17 protein-coding genes and 2 pseudogenes are annotated in these 18,506 nt (G+C 63.4%); 8 read left to right on the top strand and 11 right to left on the bottom strand.

The window, feature by feature from the left end; translation table 11 throughout:
• The first annotated feature begins 229 nt into the window (after positions 1–229).
• The 4 genes from pstB to pstA all read left to right on the top strand — a co-directional run bounded on the left by pstB (position 230) and on the right by pstA (position 4,166).
• Complete coding sequence (gene pstB, locus K3U93_RS05680) at positions 230–1,093, top strand: phosphate ABC transporter ATP-binding protein PstB (RefSeq protein ID WP_083012895.1); 864 nt, start codon at positions 230–232, stop codon at positions 1,091–1,093.
• Between the two features lie 14 nt (positions 1,094–1,107).
• Positions 1,108–2,226 carry a phosphate ABC transporter substrate-binding protein PstS gene (gene pstS / locus K3U93_RS05675; protein WP_420915375.1) on the top strand — a complete coding sequence of 373 codons (1,119 nt, stop codon included), beginning with the start codon at positions 1,108–1,110 and terminating at the stop codon, positions 2,224–2,226.
• Positions 2,227–2,287: 61 nt separating this feature from the next.
• The gene (pstC, locus tag K3U93_RS05670; RefSeq protein ID WP_139797232.1) at positions 2,288–3,301 is read left to right on the top strand and encodes a phosphate ABC transporter permease subunit PstC; all 1,014 of its coding nucleotides are present in this window, start codon (positions 2,288–2,290) and stop codon (positions 3,299–3,301) included.
• Position 3,302: 1 nt separating this feature from the next.
• Positions 3,303–4,166, top strand: coding sequence for a phosphate ABC transporter permease PstA (pstA, locus tag K3U93_RS05665; protein ID WP_230981584.1), 864 nt, complete (start codon positions 3,303–3,305; stop codon positions 4,164–4,166).
• A gap of 29 nt (positions 4,167–4,195) precedes the next feature.
• Here the strand turns inward: pstA and K3U93_RS05660 are convergent.
• Positions 4,196–4,333: pseudogene (locus K3U93_RS05660) on the bottom strand (acyl-CoA dehydrogenase family protein); the annotation flags it as partial.
• 121 nt (positions 4,334–4,454) lie between these two features.
• Between K3U93_RS05660 and K3U93_RS05655 the strand changes: the two are divergent.
• Complete coding sequence (locus tag K3U93_RS05655) at positions 4,455–5,153, top strand: DUF433 domain-containing protein (RefSeq protein ID WP_083012888.1); 699 nt, start codon at positions 4,455–4,457, stop codon at positions 5,151–5,153.
• Positions 5,154–5,194: 41 nt separating this feature from the next.
• A complete protein-coding gene (locus K3U93_RS05650; RefSeq protein ID WP_083012885.1) occupies positions 5,195–5,512 on the top strand; it encodes a PIN-like domain-containing protein in 318 nt (105 codons plus the stop codon).
• A gap of 273 nt (positions 5,513–5,785) precedes the next feature.
• Here the strand turns inward: K3U93_RS05650 and K3U93_RS05645 are convergent, their stop codons facing one another.
• The 8 genes and pseudogenes from K3U93_RS05645 to K3U93_RS25200 form a co-directional block, all read right to left on the bottom strand.
• Positions 5,786–6,706 (bottom strand): AAA family ATPase, encoded by a 921-nt coding sequence (locus K3U93_RS05645; protein ID WP_071509806.1) that lies wholly within the window; start codon positions 6,704–6,706, stop codon positions 5,786–5,788.
• A gap of 108 nt (positions 6,707–6,814) precedes the next feature.
• Positions 6,815–8,002 (bottom strand): hypothetical protein, encoded by a 1,188-nt coding sequence (locus K3U93_RS05640; RefSeq protein WP_071509805.1) that lies wholly within the window; start codon positions 8,000–8,002, stop codon positions 6,815–6,817.
• A gap of 174 nt (positions 8,003–8,176) precedes the next feature.
• Positions 8,177–9,508 (bottom strand): PGRS repeat-containing protein, encoded by a 1,332-nt coding sequence (locus K3U93_RS05635; protein WP_220688590.1) that lies wholly within the window; start codon positions 9,506–9,508, stop codon positions 8,177–8,179.
• Positions 9,509–9,714: 206 nt separating this feature from the next.
• Positions 9,715–9,846 carry a hypothetical protein gene (locus K3U93_RS25210; RefSeq protein WP_269142760.1) on the bottom strand — a complete coding sequence of 44 codons (132 nt, stop codon included), beginning with the start codon at positions 9,844–9,846 and terminating at the stop codon, positions 9,715–9,717.
• A 644-nt stretch (positions 9,847–10,490) separates the two neighbouring features.
• Positions 10,491–11,579 (bottom strand): AAA family ATPase, encoded by a 1,089-nt coding sequence (locus tag K3U93_RS05630; RefSeq protein WP_220688589.1) that lies wholly within the window; start codon positions 11,577–11,579, stop codon positions 10,491–10,493.
• A gap of 133 nt (positions 11,580–11,712) precedes the next feature.
• Entirely contained in the window at positions 11,713–13,005 is a 1,293-nt protein-coding gene (locus K3U93_RS05625) for a hypothetical protein (protein WP_083013004.1), read from the bottom strand.
• Between the two features lie 89 nt (positions 13,006–13,094).
• Positions 13,095–13,748 (bottom strand): annotated as a pseudogene (locus tag K3U93_RS25615) (PGRS repeat-containing protein); the annotation flags it as partial.
• Positions 13,749–14,632: 884 nt separating this feature from the next.
• Positions 14,633–14,758 carry a hypothetical protein gene (locus tag K3U93_RS25200; RefSeq protein WP_269142759.1) on the bottom strand — a complete coding sequence of 42 codons (126 nt, stop codon included), beginning with the start codon at positions 14,756–14,758 and terminating at the stop codon, positions 14,633–14,635.
• A gap of 219 nt (positions 14,759–14,977) precedes the next feature.
• On the opposite strand from K3U93_RS25200, the gene K3U93_RS05615 reads away from it, so the two are divergent.
• A complete protein-coding gene (locus K3U93_RS05615; protein WP_083013010.1) occupies positions 14,978–15,331 on the top strand; it encodes a hypothetical protein in 354 nt (117 codons plus the stop codon).
• Between the two features lie 628 nt (positions 15,332–15,959).
• Here K3U93_RS05615 and K3U93_RS05610 read toward each other — a convergent pair.
• A complete protein-coding gene (locus K3U93_RS05610) occupies positions 15,960–16,913 on the bottom strand; it encodes an AAA family ATPase (protein WP_083013008.1) in 954 nt (317 codons plus the stop codon).
• Here K3U93_RS05610 and K3U93_RS25195 point away from each other — a divergent pair.
• Positions 16,912–17,046, top strand: coding sequence for a hypothetical protein (locus K3U93_RS25195; RefSeq protein WP_254893636.1), 135 nt, complete (start codon positions 16,912–16,914; stop codon positions 17,044–17,046). The genes K3U93_RS05610 and K3U93_RS25195 overlap by 2 nt on opposite strands.
• A gap of 240 nt (positions 17,047–17,286) precedes the next feature.
• Here the strand turns inward: K3U93_RS25195 and K3U93_RS05605 are convergent, their stop codons facing one another.
• The gene (locus tag K3U93_RS05605) at positions 17,287–18,432 is read right to left on the bottom strand and encodes a hypothetical protein (protein ID WP_071512312.1); all 1,146 of its coding nucleotides are present in this window, start codon (positions 18,430–18,432) and stop codon (positions 17,287–17,289) included.
• Positions 18,433–18,506: the final 74 nt, after the last annotated feature.

Below are 18,506 nucleotides of genomic sequence, written 5' to 3'. Positions count from 1 at the left end.
GTCAGGGCGACGAACACAATTCTCTCCGCCGCCACCGAGGAGCCGAGCCGTTGAACCACGCATTCCACCGCACAGATGCGTAGCTGGTAGGCAACGTAGGCGTGAACCTACTGTGAATATACAAACTCCGGAAGATGAGCGGAGCATTAGCAGCATCTGTGAAAGCGCTGCGAACGAAGAACGGGCGTTGTCACCCCCGTGTGGAACGACCAAGTAGCATCGGGTCTTTATGGACCGCAAACAGCTTGAAGCCGCAACCGGTTCCGTAGCTGTTGGTGTCGCCACTCCGGCCATGGCGACTGTCAACCTCACCCTGAGTTTCGGTAGCAAAACCGTGCTCGACCAGGTGAGCCTGGAGTTTCCCGCGTGTGCGGTCACGTCTTTGCTGGGACCAACCGGTTCAGGTAAGACGACCTTCCTGCGCACCCTGAACCGTATGAACGACAGAGTGTCCGGACACCGGTATAGCGGCGATGTCCTGCTGGGCGGACGCAGCATCTTCAAAGACCGCGACCCGATGGAGTTTCGCCGCAGGGTCGGCATGCTGTTCCAGCGCCCCAATCCATTCCCCATGTCGATCATGGACAACGTGGTCGCCGGCGTGCGCGCTCACAAGATGGCACCTCGCAAGGAATTCAGGAGCATTGCCGAGGCTCGACTCACCGAGGTCGGTCTCTGGGATGCGGTCAAGGATCGGCTCGGCGATTCCCCGTTCCGGCTCTCCGGCGGTCAGCAGCAGTTGTTGTGTCTGGCGCGTGCGCTTGCGGTGAACCCGGAGGTGCTGCTGCTCGACGAGCCCACCTCCTCGCTGGATCCGACCACGACCGAAAAGATCGAAAGGATGATCCGATCGCTCACCGACCGCCTGACCGTGATCATGGTGACCCATGATCTCGCCCAGGCCGCCAGGATCGGTGACCGCACGGCCTTGTTCTTCGACGGCAAACTGGTCGAGGAGGGGCCCACCGAACAGCTTTTCCTGTCGCCGAAGCACGCCGAAACCGCCCGTTACGTTTCCGGACTGTTTGGCGACCGCAAGCTCTTGGGAGTCATCGTGGGGGCCACGGAGGAAAACGGCGGTAACGAGAGATAGCGAAAGGTGTGGACGTGAAGATTCGTGCATTGTTAGCGCTGTCGGCCATTGTGCCGCTGGTGCTGGCCTCAGCAGCCTGCGGTTCGCAATCAACAGGCGGTTCGTCGAAACCCGGGGGAAACGCCGGTCCGGTTGCAACGACGCCCGCATCGTCACCGGTGGCGTTGTCGGAGACCGGTAGCACGCTGCTTTACCCGTTGTTCAATCTGTGGGCTCCCGCCTATCACGACAAGTACCCGAACGTCACGATCACCACGGCGGGTACCGGTTCGGGTACCGGCATCTCGCAGGCCGCTGCCGGGGCGATCGACATCGGCGCCTCCGACGCCTATTTGTCCGAGGGCGACATGGCCGCCCACAAGGGGTTGATGAACATCGCGTTGGCCATTTCCGCTCAGCAGGTCAACTACAACCTGCCCGGTGTTAAAGAGCAATTGAAGCTCAATGGCAAAGTGCTGGCGGCCATGTACCAGGGCAAGGTCAAAACCTGGAACGACCCGCAGATCGCGGCCCTCAATCCCGGGGTCAACCTGCCCGGAACGACGGTGGTGCCGCTGCACCGTTCCGACGGGTCCGGCGACACCTTCTTGTTCACCCAGTATCTGTCGAAACAAGACTCCGATGGCTGGGGCAAATCCCCCGGCTTCGGCACCACCGTCGACTTCCCCGCGGTGCCGGGTGCGCTGGGCGAGAACGGCAATGGCGGCATGGTGACCGGCTGCGCTGAGACCCCCGGTTGTGTGGCCTACATCGGCATCAGCTTCCTCGACCAGGCCAACCAAAGGGGACTGGGGGAAGCCCAGCTGGGCAACAGCTCCGGTAAATACGTGCTGCCGGACGCCCAAAGCATTCAGTCCGCGGCCGGCAGCTTCGCCGCCAAAACCCCAGAGAATCAAGCCGTTTCCATGATCGACGGGCGCGCCGCCGACGGATACCCGATCGTCAACTATGAGTACGCCATCGTCAATAACCATCAAAAGGATGCCGCCACCGCACAAACGTTGCAGGCGTTTCTGCACTGGGCGTTGACCGACGGTAACGGCAAGTCGTTCCTCGACCAGGTTCACTTTCAGCCGCTGCCCGCCGCGGTGGTGAAGATGTCTGACGCCCAGATCGCCAAGATAGCAAGCTGATTCGTTGGTCCTGCCCCTTAAACAGCGCGCGCCGGGCGGCTTGACCGTCGTTCGGCACACGCTGGGCCGCATCCGTGACGCGAGCCGCGCAGGCCTCGCCGTCCGGTGGCTGGGCGGACTCGGTGCGGTGATCCCGCTGCTCGCGCTCGTGTTCGTGCTCGCGACGTTGACTATCGAGGCGCTGCCCGCGATCAGGCTCAACGGGCTGCATTTTTTCGCCGCTACCGAATGGAACCCGGGTAACACCTACGGTGACACCGTCGTCACCCGCGGTGTCCCCCATCCGGTCGGCGCCTATTACGGGGCATTGCCGCTGATCGTCGGGACCCTGGCGACCTCTGCGATTGCCCTGATCGTCGCGGTGCCGGTGTCCATCGGAGCGGCGTTGGCGATCGTGGAACGGTTGCCGAAACGTCTCGCGTCGACCGTCGGAATGATGCTCGAGTTGCTCGCCGGCATCCCCAGCGTCGTCGTCGGGCTCTGGGGGGCGATGACGTTCGGGCCGTTCGTCGCTCACCACGTCGCGCCGGTGATCGCCCGCAACGCTCCCGACGTGCCGGTGCTCGACTACTTTCGCGGTGACACCGGTAACGGAGAAGGCATGCTGGTGTCCGGTCTGGTGCTGGCGGTGATGATCATCCCGATCATCGCCAGCACCAGCCGCGACTTGATCCGACAGGTGCCGTTGCTGCCCCGCGAGGGCGCGACGGCGCTGGGAATGTCTGATTGGGAGTGTGCCCGCAGGGTCACACTGCCGTGGGTGTCCAGCGGCATCATCGGCGCCGTGGTCCTGGGACTAGGGCGTGCGCTTGGGGAGACGATGGCCGTGGCCATGGTGTCCGGTGCGATCCTGGGCGCGATGCCCACCAACATCTACTCGACCATGACCACCATTGCGGCCACCGTGGTGTCACAGCTGGATTCGGCGATGACCGACTCCACCAACTTCGCGGTAAAGACACTCGCCGAGGTATCTCTGGTGCTGATGGTGATCACGTTGCTGACGAATGTGGCCGCTCGCGCGCTGGTGCGCCGGGTGTCAGGTACCGCGCTGCCAGTCGGGCGAGGTATTTGACGTGAGCGAACTGCGGTCGGTCGCCACTCGGCGCAAGATCGTCAACGCGTTGTGGTGGGCCGCATGCTTCTGCTGCCTGGCGGTGGTGATCGTCCCGACGTTGTGGATGCTGATCGGAGTCGTCGGCCGTGCCTTGCCGGTCATCAATTGGAATGTGCTGGTGCAGGACACGCAGGGCAACGGTGGCGGTCTACGCAACGCGATCGTCGGTACCGCCGTCTTGGGGTTGGGGGTCATGCTGGTGGGTGGCACCGTGGCCGTGTTGACCGGGATCTATCTGTCCGAATTCGCCACCGGCAGAACGCAATCGATTCTGCGCGGCACCTACGAGGTGCTTTCCGGCATCCCGTCCATCGTGCTCGGCTACGTCGGCTATATCGCGCTCGTAGTGAACTTCGACTGGGGGTTTTCCCTGGCGGCCGGGGTGTTGGTGCTGTCGGTCATGAGCATTCCATACATCGCCAAGGCCACCGAGTCCGCGCTTTCTCAGGTGCCGACCTCATACCGGGAAGGGGCGGAGGCGCTCGGGCTGCCGACCGGTTGGATGCTGCGCAAAATTGTGCTGAAGTCGGCGGTGCCCGGAATCATCACCGGGATGCTGGTGGCGCTCGCGCTGGCGATCGGCGAGACGGCGCCATTGCTGTACACGGCGGGCTGGTCGAATTCGCTCCCGAGCGGACAGCTCACCGACTCACCGGTCGGTTACCTGACTTACCCGATCTGGACGTTTTACAACCAGCCGTCGCGGACGGCCCAAGACCTGTCCTATGACGCGGCGTTCTTGCTGATCGTGTTCCTGCTGCTGCTGATCATCGTCGGCCGGCTGATCACCTGGTTCGCGCGGCGCCATTCGGAATCCACATAGCTAGCGACGGGCATTAGGGCTTGGCGGCGTTAGCGCAGCGGCGCCCGCGACATCGCCACGCGCTCAATCTGATTGGTGCCCTCGTAGATCCGGGTGATCTTGGCGCCGCGCATCATCCGCTCGACGGGGAAGTCCCGCGTGTAGCCGTAGCCGCCGAAGAGCGCAACCCCAGACTGCTCTACGCGCGGCTGTCGGCCTACGGCGGCAACGGCGGCCGGTCATCCTCGCCTGCCGGGCCGGGCGGGCGCTTTACCGTGAGGTGTCAGGCTCCACCAATAGCGTTGTGTCATGCTTACGCACATGGTTGTTACCTCGATGCTCGATCGCGAGGTCTACGTATACGCCGAGGTGGATCGGCTGATCGGACTGCACGGCGGGACAGCGCGGCGATGGATCAACGGTTACGAACGCGCCGGGAAGGCCTACGACCCGATTTTGCGGGTAAAGCCACGCGACACCCCGTGGGTTACCTGGGGCGAATTCGTCGAGACACGCATACTCGCCGAGTTCCGCGACGTGAAGAACGTTCCAATCCCACGATTGCGGGCGGCGATTGACGAACTACGGCGACAGTTCGACACACAGTATCCATTGGCGCTTATGCGCCCGTATCTCTCTGTCCACGACCGCGATCTCACGATAAAAGACGAAGAATCGGAGCATGAGGTCGTCATACGCACCGGTCAGCAATTGCTCGGCGACGGCCGGTGGCTCGCCAACCTGGCTACCCTCGGGATGGACGAGAACGGCGAGGCCATAATCGCCGAAATCCCCGCAGACCGCGACTTCCCCGACATCGTGATTAACCCGATGCGCTACAGCGGGCAGCCCACATTCGTCGGTCGTCGAGTCTCGCCTGTCACGATCGCCGGCATGGCCAATAGCGGTGAGCCGCACGAGGTTTTGGCCGCGGAGTACGGGCTCAGCCTGCGGCAGGTGGATCAAGCGATCGCCTACACAGCAAGGTACCGGTTGGCGGCGGCGTAGGCACCGACGCGCGCTTCAGCCGTCCACCCGTTGAGGAGCTACTGCCGCGTGGTGTTACGGACCCCGAGTGGATTCCGATCGTCGGTGATCGCAGCTGGGTAATGATTACCAACGACAAGCGGCTGCGTACCAGGCCGGCCGAAGCCGAGCTGGCGATTACACACAGGCTCAAGGTGATTCACCTGCATGGCGATATTGGGCGCAAGCCTGCGTGGGATCAGATGGTGCGGTTGGCCACCCGCTGGACAAGCATCGAGAACCACGTTGACCGTGCGCCCGAGGGGCCGTGGTGGTTCTCGGTGCGCGCCAGTGGTGCCGCGGTGATGCAGTTCGCGCCGGGCGCAGTAGAACGCGCGTAAACCCTAGGGCGGGGGTCACATGAAGCGGCCGCGGCGCTTGAACGCTGCTATGCCATCGTGCGACAGCGAGAACCATTCCCCGTTCGGTCATTTGTCCTTTTCTCGAAGGCCGCCAGCCGCCCTATATGCCAAAGCTGAACGGCTGTAAGTTATTTCAAATTTCCACTGGTACCTCCGCACTGCGGAAGGCGGTGAACTGCACGATCAGGTACGAGGCGGAGAGCGGCCTTACGTGGATTTCGGTGTTCCGGGATCAGTGTCGGTACACCGGATTTAGGGTGCTGCGGCTGGGCGTGCTGCAGCGATCGCGCGTCCCATGTCCACGGCGCTGACGTGGAGGATGCCGGGGTCGGTGCGCACGAGTTGCTCGAGATCGCGGGGGCTGGGCGCCAGCCTGCGTAATCGGCGGGTTCGCGCACGCCGACACACCGCGATCACCTCACCGACATAACGGGCGTTGCCGGCCACATCCAGCAGCGTGCCAGGGCCATGCGGGATCGACCGCAGCCGGATTGCTTCGGCACCCAGCAGCTCCCACGCACTGTCCTCGACAACCAGATGCTCCTTGCCGGCCAGCCGGCGCCCAATCGCGACGACTTCCTGCGGGGTGTAGCTGGCGAAAGTCACGGTGAGGGGGAATCGAGCGGCCAACCCAGCATGGGCTGTCAAGAAGTCGCGCATCGGGCCGGGGTAGCCGGCCAGGATGACCACAAGCCCGTTGCGGTATGCCGCCATGCAGGTCCGCAGTGTGGTGATCGCCTCCACACCGAAAGCGTGGTCTTCGGTGTCCGGGTCCAGCCGGTAGGCCTCGTCGATCAACAGCACCCCACCGCGCGCCTCCTCGCACACATCCCTCATCCTGGCCGCGCTGCACCAAAGGTCACCCCCGACGATGTCGCCTGCGCTGACCACGGTGACCTGCGGGCGCGTGATCGTGCCCACCCCGAACAACACTTCACCGATGACCCGGGCGAACGTCGTTTTCGCCGTACCTGGTGCGCCCAGAAACACCATATGGTTTCGCGCGCACGACCTCACCACACTGTGCTCGACACGATGCTGGTCGAGCTCAAGTGCGGTGCACCACACCGCGAACCGTTCTTTCGCCTCGGCCAAACCGACCAACTCATCGACACGCGTCCGCGCCCACTCAAGCACCTCCCGACACTCGGCGGCCAGAGCGACGCCCCCCATACCGGTGCCAGCAACCGTGTCAGCATCGGCGGTGGCGATCCGGCAACCAGCCCGCCCAGCACTGGTGTGGGTCTCACCTGCGCTGGGCGGGTTCACGCCGCAGCGGGATCAGAACAGCGACGTCAGGACGTTGGCCGCGAGCGTCCCGAACTCGACCGGCAGCCGGCCGGCAAGGTCCGCCACGACCGACGGGGCCAGGCCAGACAGGTCGGCCGCGATCGACGGAGCCACACTGGCGATATCGACCGGAAAAGCACCGGCAGCCGACGCCGCAGCGGCGAAATCACCCACGCCAGCGACATTGGCCGCGGTGCTGAAGCCGGCCGCATCGACGAAATAATGAAAGGCATTAATGAACTGATCGCCGAAAGCCTGCAGACTTGGCCAATCGGTGGTCAGTTGGGTCAAGAATGCCGAGAGCGCCGAGGAGACACTGCCGCCTTGCACGATGTCTTGCGCACCGGGAGCAACAAGTTTTTGGCTCAGATCAACAGGAACCGAAATCGCCAAAGTGTACAGCAGACCCGCAACGGTGGGGGTGAGGATGCCGCCGGGACCACTATTAACCCCGTTGAGGGCTGCCTGTGCGAACACGCCCGGGAGATTGACCACATTGGTCAGCCCCCCAAGCAAGTCCCCGGAGGCGAACGCATCGTAAATATTCTGAACACCCTCACCCAAACCACGCACCAACGCGGGAGGCAGCTGGGTGACAAAATCGTAACCAATTGCGGACAAAAAAGGGCTATCCATAAACGCGACAAAGTTCGCGAAATTCTGCGCGATATCTGTAGGGATCTTCAAAGTATTTTCGAGCGGTTCGAAAATGTACAGCAGTGGTTGTGTCCAGAAGGCCTGATCCAATCCCTCGAACGCTGTGGTGAAGTCAGGCTCGCGGAACGCGGTGACAGCCTGTACCAGGGCTGGGAAGAAGTTGCCAGACGACGTTGAGGTGTAGAAGTTAGAAGCGCCCATCGCAGCGGTCTGGTACGCACCGACGTAGATACCCGCGTAGTCGAGCGCGTTCGCAGCCATCTGCTGCAGGACCGGGAACGGAATCTCGCTCCACTGGTTGAAAATCGACTGGAGGTTGGCACCCGAGGTCTGCAAGACGTCGATCCAGGTTGCGACGGGATTCACCACGTTATCGGTCAGCTCGACCTGGATATTGACCACGCTGCGCTGGAGGTCGGCTGCGACATCGTTGGAGACCGCCGGCGCTAAGGCGATCAGGCTGGCACCTACTGCCGCGACACCCGCGATGACGAGGGGCCGGAGGGCTGTTAGCTGTTGCATGCGCGTTGTTCCTTTGCTGTCTGTAGTCTGGGTGTTCCGAGACTGGTGTTGCGTGTCGTTGATTCGTTGACATCTGGGCGGGAGAATCGTCGGCCGGTGTATGTGGCCGAGGCGCCGGAATTGTGCGCGACGGTAACCGGGATAGTGCGGAGGGCCATTGCGTCGAATTGGGTATTAGGTGGGCGGCGCGGTCGGCTTGATGCCGTGCGCACCGGCCTGGCCGAGGATCCCAGCGAGGCCGCCAAGACCGCCATTACCGCTTTGCGCGCCGGCGACACCGCCGTAGTAGCCGAGACCGCCGTTGCCGCCATTACCACCGTTGCCGGCCAACAGCCCGCCCAAACCGCCGGCACCGCCGGAGGTCCCGCCGGAACCGCCGTAGCCGCCGCCGAGGCTGCCCGCGCCGCCGGCGGCACCGTTGCCCCCTTGACCGATCAGCGCGCCGCCGTTACCTCCGGCACCACCGATACCGCCGTAACCGCCGGCGCTGCCGGCAGTACCGCCAGCACCACCAGTACCTCCGTTACCGAACAAAAAACCGCCGTTACCGCCGGCACCACCAACGCCGCCGTTGTGCTCGGGACCACCGGCGCCCCCGACACCACCGATACCGCCGTTACCCATCAACGTGCCGCCGTTACCGCCGACGCCGCCGGCAAAAGCGTTACCGCTGGCTGGGCTAAATCCGGTGCCACCGGTGCCGCCGTTGCCGATTAGGCCGCCCGCACCGCCGGCGAAGCCGGTGGTGTGCGCGGCGGTGCCGGCCGCACCGGACCCGCCGTCGCCGAATAGGAACCCGCCGTCGTGGAGGCTGCCGTTGAGCCCGAGACTGCCGATTAACGAGGTGTTTTGGCCGGTGAAGCCGTTGACGCCGTTGCCGATCAGGTCGCGCCCGAACAAGTCGACGAATGGCGCATTGATTACCCCGTCCACTTGCTGGCCGGTGGGGCTGGCGATCCATGCCTCACCAGCCCCATGAATCCCGATATAGAAGCTGTCGAACGCGCCATAGATGAGGTCATTGAGCGCGGCACGCGGGTTTTCGACAGCCGCAGCACTCAGACCGCCGAGATCGACGGCAGCGGAACTGACATTGATCCCCTCCACGGCGGCCGCACCAGAATTGATGCTCTCAAAAACCGCCGGACTAAGCCCGCCGGCACCCAGCGCAGCGACGCTGGCATTGATGCTGTTGGTAATGCCCTCCAGAGCAGCCGAATGAATACCTTCGAAGGCGGCCGCGCTCGCGCCAACGCCGTCGAGGGCGACCGCGCCCGCATTGACGCCGTCGAGGGCGGCCTGGCTGGCAGCGGAGATGACCGGCTGGAGGAGGGGGTCGATGATCGCGTCGAGCACGCCGGCGCGGGCGGGCGGCGTGGTTGCTATTGGGCTCATTGCGGCGGTGAGAAAGGCGCCGGCTGCCGTACCCAGGCCGATCACACGGCCACCCCGGCGTGCCTTGGCGTGACGGCGATTTCGCCTCGTTGTGTGCTGTTTGCGTTTCATCTGCGAGCCTTCCTGTCATAGTCGATAAAACGATGCTTTGAGACACGGACCTGAAAAGAATTGAGCGCTAACGACATTCGCGGACACCCTGGCCACACCGCGGCCGCGTTTGATTCGCTGACCAGCAAGGCGAGTCGCTCTCCGCCCCGGCGAACAGGCCCACCATGGTGTCGGCCGGCGTCGGGACAGTTAAACGGTGAACACGCTCATCGGGCGTAGTTATCGGCCCCGTGAAGACCGGATGAGTGCGAGGCCATCGGGCCGGGAGCCGGGGCAGCGGCGCTGGCCAGGGCGGCTGCGGCGGTGATGTGCGGGCGGGCTGCGAGATCCACGACCATCTCCTTTGAACGGTGAGTCGAAATCGGATGGTCAGAAAGTAGCTGAGAACCAGCTTAGTTTCGGCCGAGTTGAGGTGAGAGCGGTCAAGTTGGCGCGGCAAACATCGAAACGCGCAAACCATATAAAGTAAAGGAACCAATGCTTGCAGAGATTCAAGAAGGCCTGGAGTTAACCCCCCCCCCGAATTTTAGTTCAACACGCAACTACCAGCAGCCGCACCCCAACACACATTTGCTCCACCCGTCCCACACAACCAGCAAACCCCAGACAAGACCCCATGTACGCACCCACCGCTTTCGATACAACAGGCGTCACCATCCGCCGCCGGACCCACCCCGACCAACACCCCTCCCGCCTGGTATCCCTCGACGCAAGATTTCGTCTCCAGCTTCCTGCCCAACCCCACCTCACCAGGGACACAACTGCCCCTGACTAGGAGTTCAACCACCTTCTCCCCCATAAGGACTCACACCCTCCCAGCCAATACCCTGCCGGGCATACTGCGATTGACGGTCACCGGCGCGCATCGGCAACCACCACCAGACTCAGAGCAACATGGGGAGGTTCGTGATCAACATGCCCCTCACCGAATTCAGAGCACCCGGGACTTCGGTGCTCCAGAATCAATGTCGATACACCAAATTTAGGGTGCTACGGCAGGGCGCGCTGCAGCGATCGCGCGTCCCATGTCCACGGCGCTGACGTTAAGCACGCACGGATCGGTGCACACAAGTTGCTCGAGATCGCGGGGGCTGGGCGCCAGCCTGCGCAATCGACGGGTCCGCGCACGCCGACACACCGCGATCACCTCACCGACATAACGGGCGTTGCCGGCCACATCAAGCAGCGTCCCAGGGCCATGCGGGATCGACCGCAACCGGATTGCTTCGGCACCCAGCAGATCCCACGCACTGTCCTCCACGACCAAATGCTCTCTGCCGGCGAGCTGGCGCCCAAGGGCGACGACTTCCTGCGGGGTATAGCTGGCGAAGGTCACGGTGACGGGAAATCGAGCGGCCAACCCAGCGTGAGCCGCCAAGAAGTCGCGCATCGGACGGGGGTAGCCGGCCAGGATGACCACAAGCCCGTTACGGTATGCCGCCATGCACGCCCGCAGCGTGGTGATCGCCTCCACACCCCAAGAGCCGCCGTCGATTTCCGAGTCCAGCCGATAAGCCTCGTCGATCAACAACACCCCACCGCGCGCATCCTCGCACACATCCCTCATCCTGGCCGCGCTGCGCCAAAGGTCACCCCCGACGATGTCACCTGCGCTGACCACGATGACCTGCGGGCGTGTGAGCGTGCCCACCCCAAACAACACCTCACCCACCACCCGGGCGAACGCCGTTTTCGCCGTGCCCGGTGCACCCAGAAACACCATATGGTTTTCCGCACACGACCTCACCACACCGCCATGCACGACACGACACTGGTCGAGCTCAAGCGCGGTGCACCACACCGCGAACTGTTCTTTCGCCTCGACCACACCGACCAACTCATCGACACGCGCCCGCGCCCAATCAAGAACCTCCCGACACTCGGCAGCCAGAGCGGTACCCGCGCACGCACCCGGTCGGCACCAGCCTTCTGTCGGCGCCAGGTCCGCTACCCCGTTGACCTTGCTCATCGGCACCTCTGCTACCAGGTCCAACACAGACCGGGCCTGCCCCAACGACACCAACCCCATCGCGCGCATCGTCCGTGTCCCCGCCAACAGGTCATCAGACACATCGCGCAGCAATACCCGCAGGCGGTACGGTCGCCGCAACCTCCCACATCGAGAGCGTTGCGACGACCGGGCCAACCCGCCCAGCACTGGCGTGGTTGCCACCCGCGCTAGGCAGGCAGACCCGCACCAGAACTCAGAACAGCGACGTGAGAAGGTGGGCCGCCAGAGTCCCAAGCTCAGGCGCCAGCGTCCCGGCAATGTTCGTCGCAATCGACGGAGCTATACCGCCGATCTCAGCCCCGATCGACGGGGCAATCCCCGCGACCTCGGCAGGTGCGGCGAACGCCGCGCCACCCAGGCCGCCCTGGCCGCCGAAGAACGTGAGGAAGCTCTGATACACATTGAGCAACCCATCGACCCATTCGTTCGGAGTCGGCCAACTGGTGGTCACCTGGCTTGCCAACTGCGAGAACGCATTAGCCAGACTGCCACCTTCCAGAATGTTGGGTGTGGTGATTGTGCCTCTTACCTGATTGTTAACGACGATGTCTGATGCGAGGGTGTGGGGAATCCAGACCGCCAACGTGTCCAGCAGGCCAGGAGATAGCAACGTGGCGGTGGGAGAAAGGATGCCGGTGCCGCCGAGCTGACCGTAAGGGTTGTATCCATTGATGACTGCCTCCGCGAGGAGCCCCGGGATATTGAGCAAATTGCTCACCCCCGCCGGCAGGTCACCAGCGGTGAACCCGTCGTAAGCATTCTGAAAACCGACGCCAAGGGCGGTGGCGATGCTGCCACTCACACCTATGGCAAAAAAGGCACCCAGCATTGACACCATCGATTCACTCTGAAGCGCAGGTTCGTTAACAGCGAGGTTTACCAGGGCCGCGAAGTTCGTCGACATGTAGGCAAGGATGGTCGGGATGGATTCCATCGGCTGAAATATCTGCTGAACCGGCCCGTCCCAAAGCAAACCGTATAGAGCCTGGAAGAAGTTGAAGATGTTACCTTGCTGCAAGGCAGTGATCGCGCTGGTAATTTCGGAGTAAACCGAAAAAGTGTTTGGCGCCGTATTAGTGAGGTAGCTGTATAGGCCGCTGACGGCGCCCGCGTACGCATTATCTCCGGCGCTAGAGTTGGGGACGCCGACGTAGATGCTTGCGTAGGTGAGCCAGTTCGCGGCCAGCTGCTGGGCGAGCGGGAACGGGATCGTGCCCCCGGTGCTCATTTGACTCCCAATTTCCTGCAGGTTCATGCCGGCTTGCTGGAAGACGTCGATCCAGGTTTGGATCGGGTTGACGACCCCGGGATCGCCCGTGTCGCCGCCGCCCAGCAGCTGCACCGCGCGCTGCTGGGCGGTGGCGGCGCTGTGCTGGAGGTCGGCGGCGGCGTCGTTGGAGAGCGCCGGTGTGAGGGCGATCAGGCTGGCGCCTAGTGCCGCGGCACCCGCGGTGACAAGGGGCCGAAGGGCTGTTAACTGTTGCATGCGCTTAATTCCTTTGCTATCTGTGGTCTGGGAATTCGTGGGCGTGCAGAGGCCCACTACGTTCACGGGGGTATTTAGCCGTAATAGGTCCCAGGGGTGCCGGCCACACCGGTTTGGCCGAGGAGCCCGGCCAAACCGCCAGCACCACCAAAGCCTGCGCGGTAGCCCGAGCCGGGAGTGTTGTTACCGCCGTTGCCGCCAGCACCGCCGTTGCCGGCCAGCAGCCCACTGACACCGCCGGCACCACCGAACTTGCTTCCGCCGTAACCAATGCCGCCGCTCGGGGCGTTAGGGCTGGCGCCTCCGGCACCGCCGTTACCGACTAACCAGGCCGCGTTACCGCCGTTACCGCCGTCGCCGGTATACCAACCGTTGGCGTTGGCGCCGATGCTGCCGCCGGCACCACCGGCGCCGCCGTTGCCGAACAGGATGCCGGCGTTACCGCCGGCGCCTCCGTAGCCGCCGTTATCGGACACCAAGCCGGCGTTACCGCCGACACCGCCGGCACCTCCGTTACCCATCAGGAGGCCACCGGCACCACCGAGACCGCCTTTACCACCTGTACCGCCGCCGCTGGCAATGCTGAAACCGGCACCGCCGGCACCGCCATTGCCGATCAGCCCGGCGGCACCGCCGGCGGATCCGGCAGTGTGGGCGGCGGTGCCGGCCGCGCCGGTCCCGCCGTCGCCGAACAGGAATCCGCCATCGGCCAGGCTGCCGTTGGCGCCGATGCCGCCGATCGGCGAGGTGTTGGCGCCGGTGAAGCCGTTGACGCCGTTGCCGATCAGATCCCGCCCGAACAGGGCGACGAACGGGCCATTGATCACCGGGTCCCATTGCTGGCCGGTGGGGCTGGCGATCCATGCCTCACCAGCCCCGTGAATCCCGGTATAAAACGTGTCGAACGCGCCGTAGATGAGGTCGTTCAGGGCGGCACGAGGGTTTTCGACGGCCGCGGCGCTCAGGCCGCCGAGATCGACGGCGGCGGTACCGATATTGATCCCCTCCAAGGCGGCCGCACCGGAATTGATGCTCTCGGCCGCCGTGGGCAGCCCGCCGGCACCCAGCGCAGCGACACTGGCATTAATGCTGTTGGTAATGCCCTCCAGGGCAGCCGAATGAATGCCGGTGAACGCAGCTGCACCCACACCAACACCGTCAAACGCCGCACCTGCTCCAATGCCGTCGAGGGCGACCGTGCCCGCGTTGATGCCTTCTTGGGCAGCGGTGGTGGCCGCGGAGATGACCGGCTGGATGATGGGGTCGATGATCGCGTCGAGCACCCCGGCGCGGGCGGGAGGCGCAGTTGCCATCGGGCTCATCGCGGCCGTGAGAAAGGCACCGGCTGCCGTACCCAGGCCGACCGCCCGGCCGTGATGGCGCGCCTTGGCGTGACGGCGATTCCGCCTCGTTGTGTGCTGCTTGCGTTTCATCTGCGAGCCTTCCTGTCATAGTCGATAAAACGATGCTTTGAGACACGGACCTGAAAAGAATTGAGCGCTAACAACTTCCGCGACACCGCGGCCGCGCTTGATTCGCTGGCCAACAGGGCAAGTCGCTTTCCACCCCGGCGAACAGGCCCACCATGGTGGCGGCCGGCGTCGGGACAGTTAAACGGTGGACACGCTCATCTGGCGTAGTCGTGGGCCCCGTGAAGACCGGGTAGGTGCGAGGCCATCGGATCGGGAGCCGGGGCAGCGGCGCTGGCTAACGCGGCTGCGGCGGTGATGTGCGGGCGGGCTGCGAGCTGCACGACCATCTCCTTTAAGCGTTCTGAATAACGACGAAATGAACGTACCTGGTAATTATGTTGAGTAGATCGCGCAACAAAATAGGCAATTAACTGCGGCCATATAGATTTCCAGCAAAAAATCCGCCCGGGGCGTGTGGGTAATTTATTTTCATTTCTGAAATGCTTGCCGCCTCCGTCACCCCACGACCTAGTGAGACTGCTGCCCGTTGGCAACTAACCATGCTGGCCGACTGCAAAGCCCCTTACGCCATCAGCTCCTACCTGCGAGGCGCGCGCTACTACCACACCTGGTGTGCGGCCGAACCCAACAAACACCCCTTTACCAGGCCAGGCCTGCAGCACTGGACCACCTACATCTTGGGCTCCGGCGCCGAACCGGCGTCCGCACGCATCCGCCCACAGGCCGTGCGCCGCTCGCTGCCTGGCTGGCCGACGAAAAAGAAATCGACGAGAACCCCTTCCCTGGGTCTCAAGCCCCGCAAGATCGACACCAAGGTTGTGGAACGCCTCGCCGACGCCGAACTGCGCCTCATGCTCAAACCCGCGCCGCTTACACGCCCTCACGGCGAGTAACCACAGCAAATGCAATATTTTTGATATATGGCCTGGCAGACGCATATCTCAATCAAATAACAGTTACCAAGGATGCGAGGCATGTGGCTACTGACGGGTACTTTCACAATGAATTATCGCAGCAAGGGCTGGAGTTTGCCTTCTAACGCGTATAAGGCATGCTTACCAGCAAGTTTTCTATTTCACAAAGGTTGCGAGCAGGCAGTTGGCCGGCGTGATCCGCCGATGCTCATCGAAAGTCCCACGACCTTAAGTACTTACCAGGTACCTCCAGTAGCTCGCCCCATGCGACCGCGAGAGTTGCCCCGCGGCGGCGTGAGCGTCATCATCGCAGGTCCGATAGCCCCAGCATCCCCACCCCTCACCTGGACCACCAGCTCTCGCGGGTCATGCTTGCCGTGGCCTCGCGGTAGGATCCCGAGGGTTGATGTCGGGATACTGTGACGAGATATAGCTGGTCATGGCATTGAGACACCATGCGAAACCTCGTCGGGAACGATCTAGCCCAGCTGGGAGCGCAGTTGCGTCATGCATGCATCCGCGCCGGGCTCGCCCAGGCCGATGCTGGTCCCCGAGCTGGGTATCGCGGCAGCTCGTTAACCGAAGCGAGGGTAGAAGCAAACCCGATTTAGGGTGCCGCGGCTGGGCGCGCTGCAGCGATCGCGCGTCCCATATCCACGGCGCTGACGTGGAGGATGCCGGGGTCGGTGCGCACGAGTTGCTCGAGATCGCGGGGGCTGGGCGCCAGCCTACGCAACCGGCGGGTCCGCGCACGCCGACACACCGCGATCACCTCACCGACGTAACGGGCGTTGCCGGCAACATCCAGCAGCGTCCCGGGCCCATACCGGATCGACCGCAGCCGAGTCGCTTCGGCACCCAGCAGCTGCCAGGCGGTGTCCTCGACGACGAGGCGTTCCTTGGCGACGAGGCGGTGCCCGATGGCGACGATTTCCTCGGGGGTGTAGCTGGCGAAGGTCACGGTGACGGGAAGTCGAGCGGCCAACCCGGTGTGGGCTGTCAAGAAGTCGCGCATCGGGCCGGGATAGCCGGCAAGGATGACCACAAGTCCGTTGCGGTATGCCGCCATGCACGCCCGCAGTGTGGTGATCGCCTCCACACCCCAAGCGCGGCCGTCGATTTCGGGCACCAGCCGGTAGGCCTCGTCGATCAACAGCACCCCACCGCGCGCCTCCTCGCACACATCCCTCATCCTGGCCGCGCTGCACCAAAGGTCACCCCCGACGATGTCGCCTGCGCTGACCACGATGACCTGCGGGCGCGTGAGCGTGCCCACCCCGAACAACACCTCACCCACCACCCGGGCGAACGTCCTTTTCGCCGTACCCGGGGCGCCCAGAAACACCATATGGTTTTCCGCACACGACCTCACCAGACCATGCTCGACACGACACTGGTCGAGCTCAAGTGCGGTGCACCACACCGCGAACTGTTCTTTCGCCTCGGCCAAACCGATCAACTCGGCGACACGCGCCCGCGCCCACTCCAGCACCTCCTGACGCTCGGTGGCCAGAGCGGTACCCCCGCGTGCCTCCCCGATACCGGTACCAGAAGCGACCATGTCAGCACCGGCGGTGACGATCCGACAACGGCTCCACAACAACCGGGCGTGCCTGCTGCAGGATCAACCGGCCATCGACATCGACGCCGCCCAACATCTCATCAGCAGCCTCACCCTCACCCAATTCCCGTAGACACCAGAGCCTTTCGTCAATGCCAGATCCCGCCACCATGTCGACACCGCCGCGGCATTGCTGGTCGATGCATCCGCCACCAGATCCAACGCAAACTGGGCCTGCCCCAACGGCTACCAACGCCCCGCGCACGGCGTCTGAGCCCCTGCCAGCACATCGTGAAATACGTAGGCGGCCGTCGCCGACGGAAAAGCGTCGGTAACCGCACACAGATCAGGCCAGCACTGGCTGCGGTGGAACTCAGAACAGCGAGGTGAGGATGTGGACTGCGAGTGTCCCAAGCTCGGGCGCCAGCGTCCCGGCGATGTTGGTCGTGATCGACGGAGTTAAGCCACCGATCTCAGCTGCTACCGATGGAGCTATGCCGCCGATGTCAGCCGCGATCGATGGAGCGAATGCCGCGGCGGCACCACCTGCACCACCATCGAACAAAGGCGCCAGCGACGGCCAACCGTTGATCAGTTGATTGACGAAGTCCTGGACAGCGACCAAGAGACTGCCGCCTTCGCCGATATTTTGCGCCTTGGGAGCGACCATTTTGGTCGCGAGGGTGCGGAAACCATTGATGAACGTCGAGACTAGGCCGCCATTGCCGTTATTTGGAGGAAGCAGCAAACCGCCGTGAATCCCGTTGAGAAAGGCGTCTGTTACGACGCCAGGGAAATTAGCCAGATTCAGTAACGCTTCCACCGGATCCCCCGCGGTCGCTGAATCGTAAACAGCTTGCAGACCAGTCCCAATCCCAGCCAATGTCGATCCACCGAGGTTGAGGGCAGCGCTCTCCCCAACAGCTGCCAACAAAGTCCCAATACCGGGCCCCACTAGATAGTTGGTCGCGTTCGCCAAATCCGTCGTCACATATGCAAGGATGTTCGGAATACTCTCGAGAGGTTGCAGGATCTTGAGAGACGGCTCTGTTAGCAGGGCGAGCCCCAGCGGACCACCGTAAGCGAATGCCTGCGCAATATTGCCTGATGTGATGTCAGCCCACGCCTGCTGCATAAGAGGCACAAAATCATAGGCACTATTCCCGGTAAAATAATTCACTGCAGCTGTGGCGGCGTTTTGGTACGCCCCGACGTAGTCACTCGCGAACTGCACCCAGTTGGCAGCGATCTGCTGCGGCACCACAAAGGGAATCTCGCCCCATTGTTGCAAAAGCGTCCGCCCATTCAGGGCCGCCGAGGACAAAGCGTCAATCCACGTGCTGATCGGGTTCACCACATTATCGGTCAGCGCCACCTCGCGGTACTGGATGCTGACAGCACTGTGCTGGGGGTCAGATGCGAGGTCGTTGGAGATCGCCGGTGTGAGGGCGATCAGGCTGGCGCCTACTGCCGCGGCGCCCGCGGTGACGAGGGGTCGAAGGGCTGTTAGTTGTTGCATGCGCTTTGTTCCTTTGCTTGTTTGTGGTCTGGGTGTTGTAGGCACGCAGGGGCTATTGCTTACGGGGCTGGCTG

Source organism: Mycobacterium malmoense, from assembly GCF_019645855.1.
Classification (GTDB): Bacteria; Actinomycetota; Actinomycetes; order Mycobacteriales; family Mycobacteriaceae; genus Mycobacterium; species Mycobacterium malmoense.
Note: the sequence above shows the minus strand (reverse complement) of the source record. Positions and strands in the feature narration are given on the sequence as shown.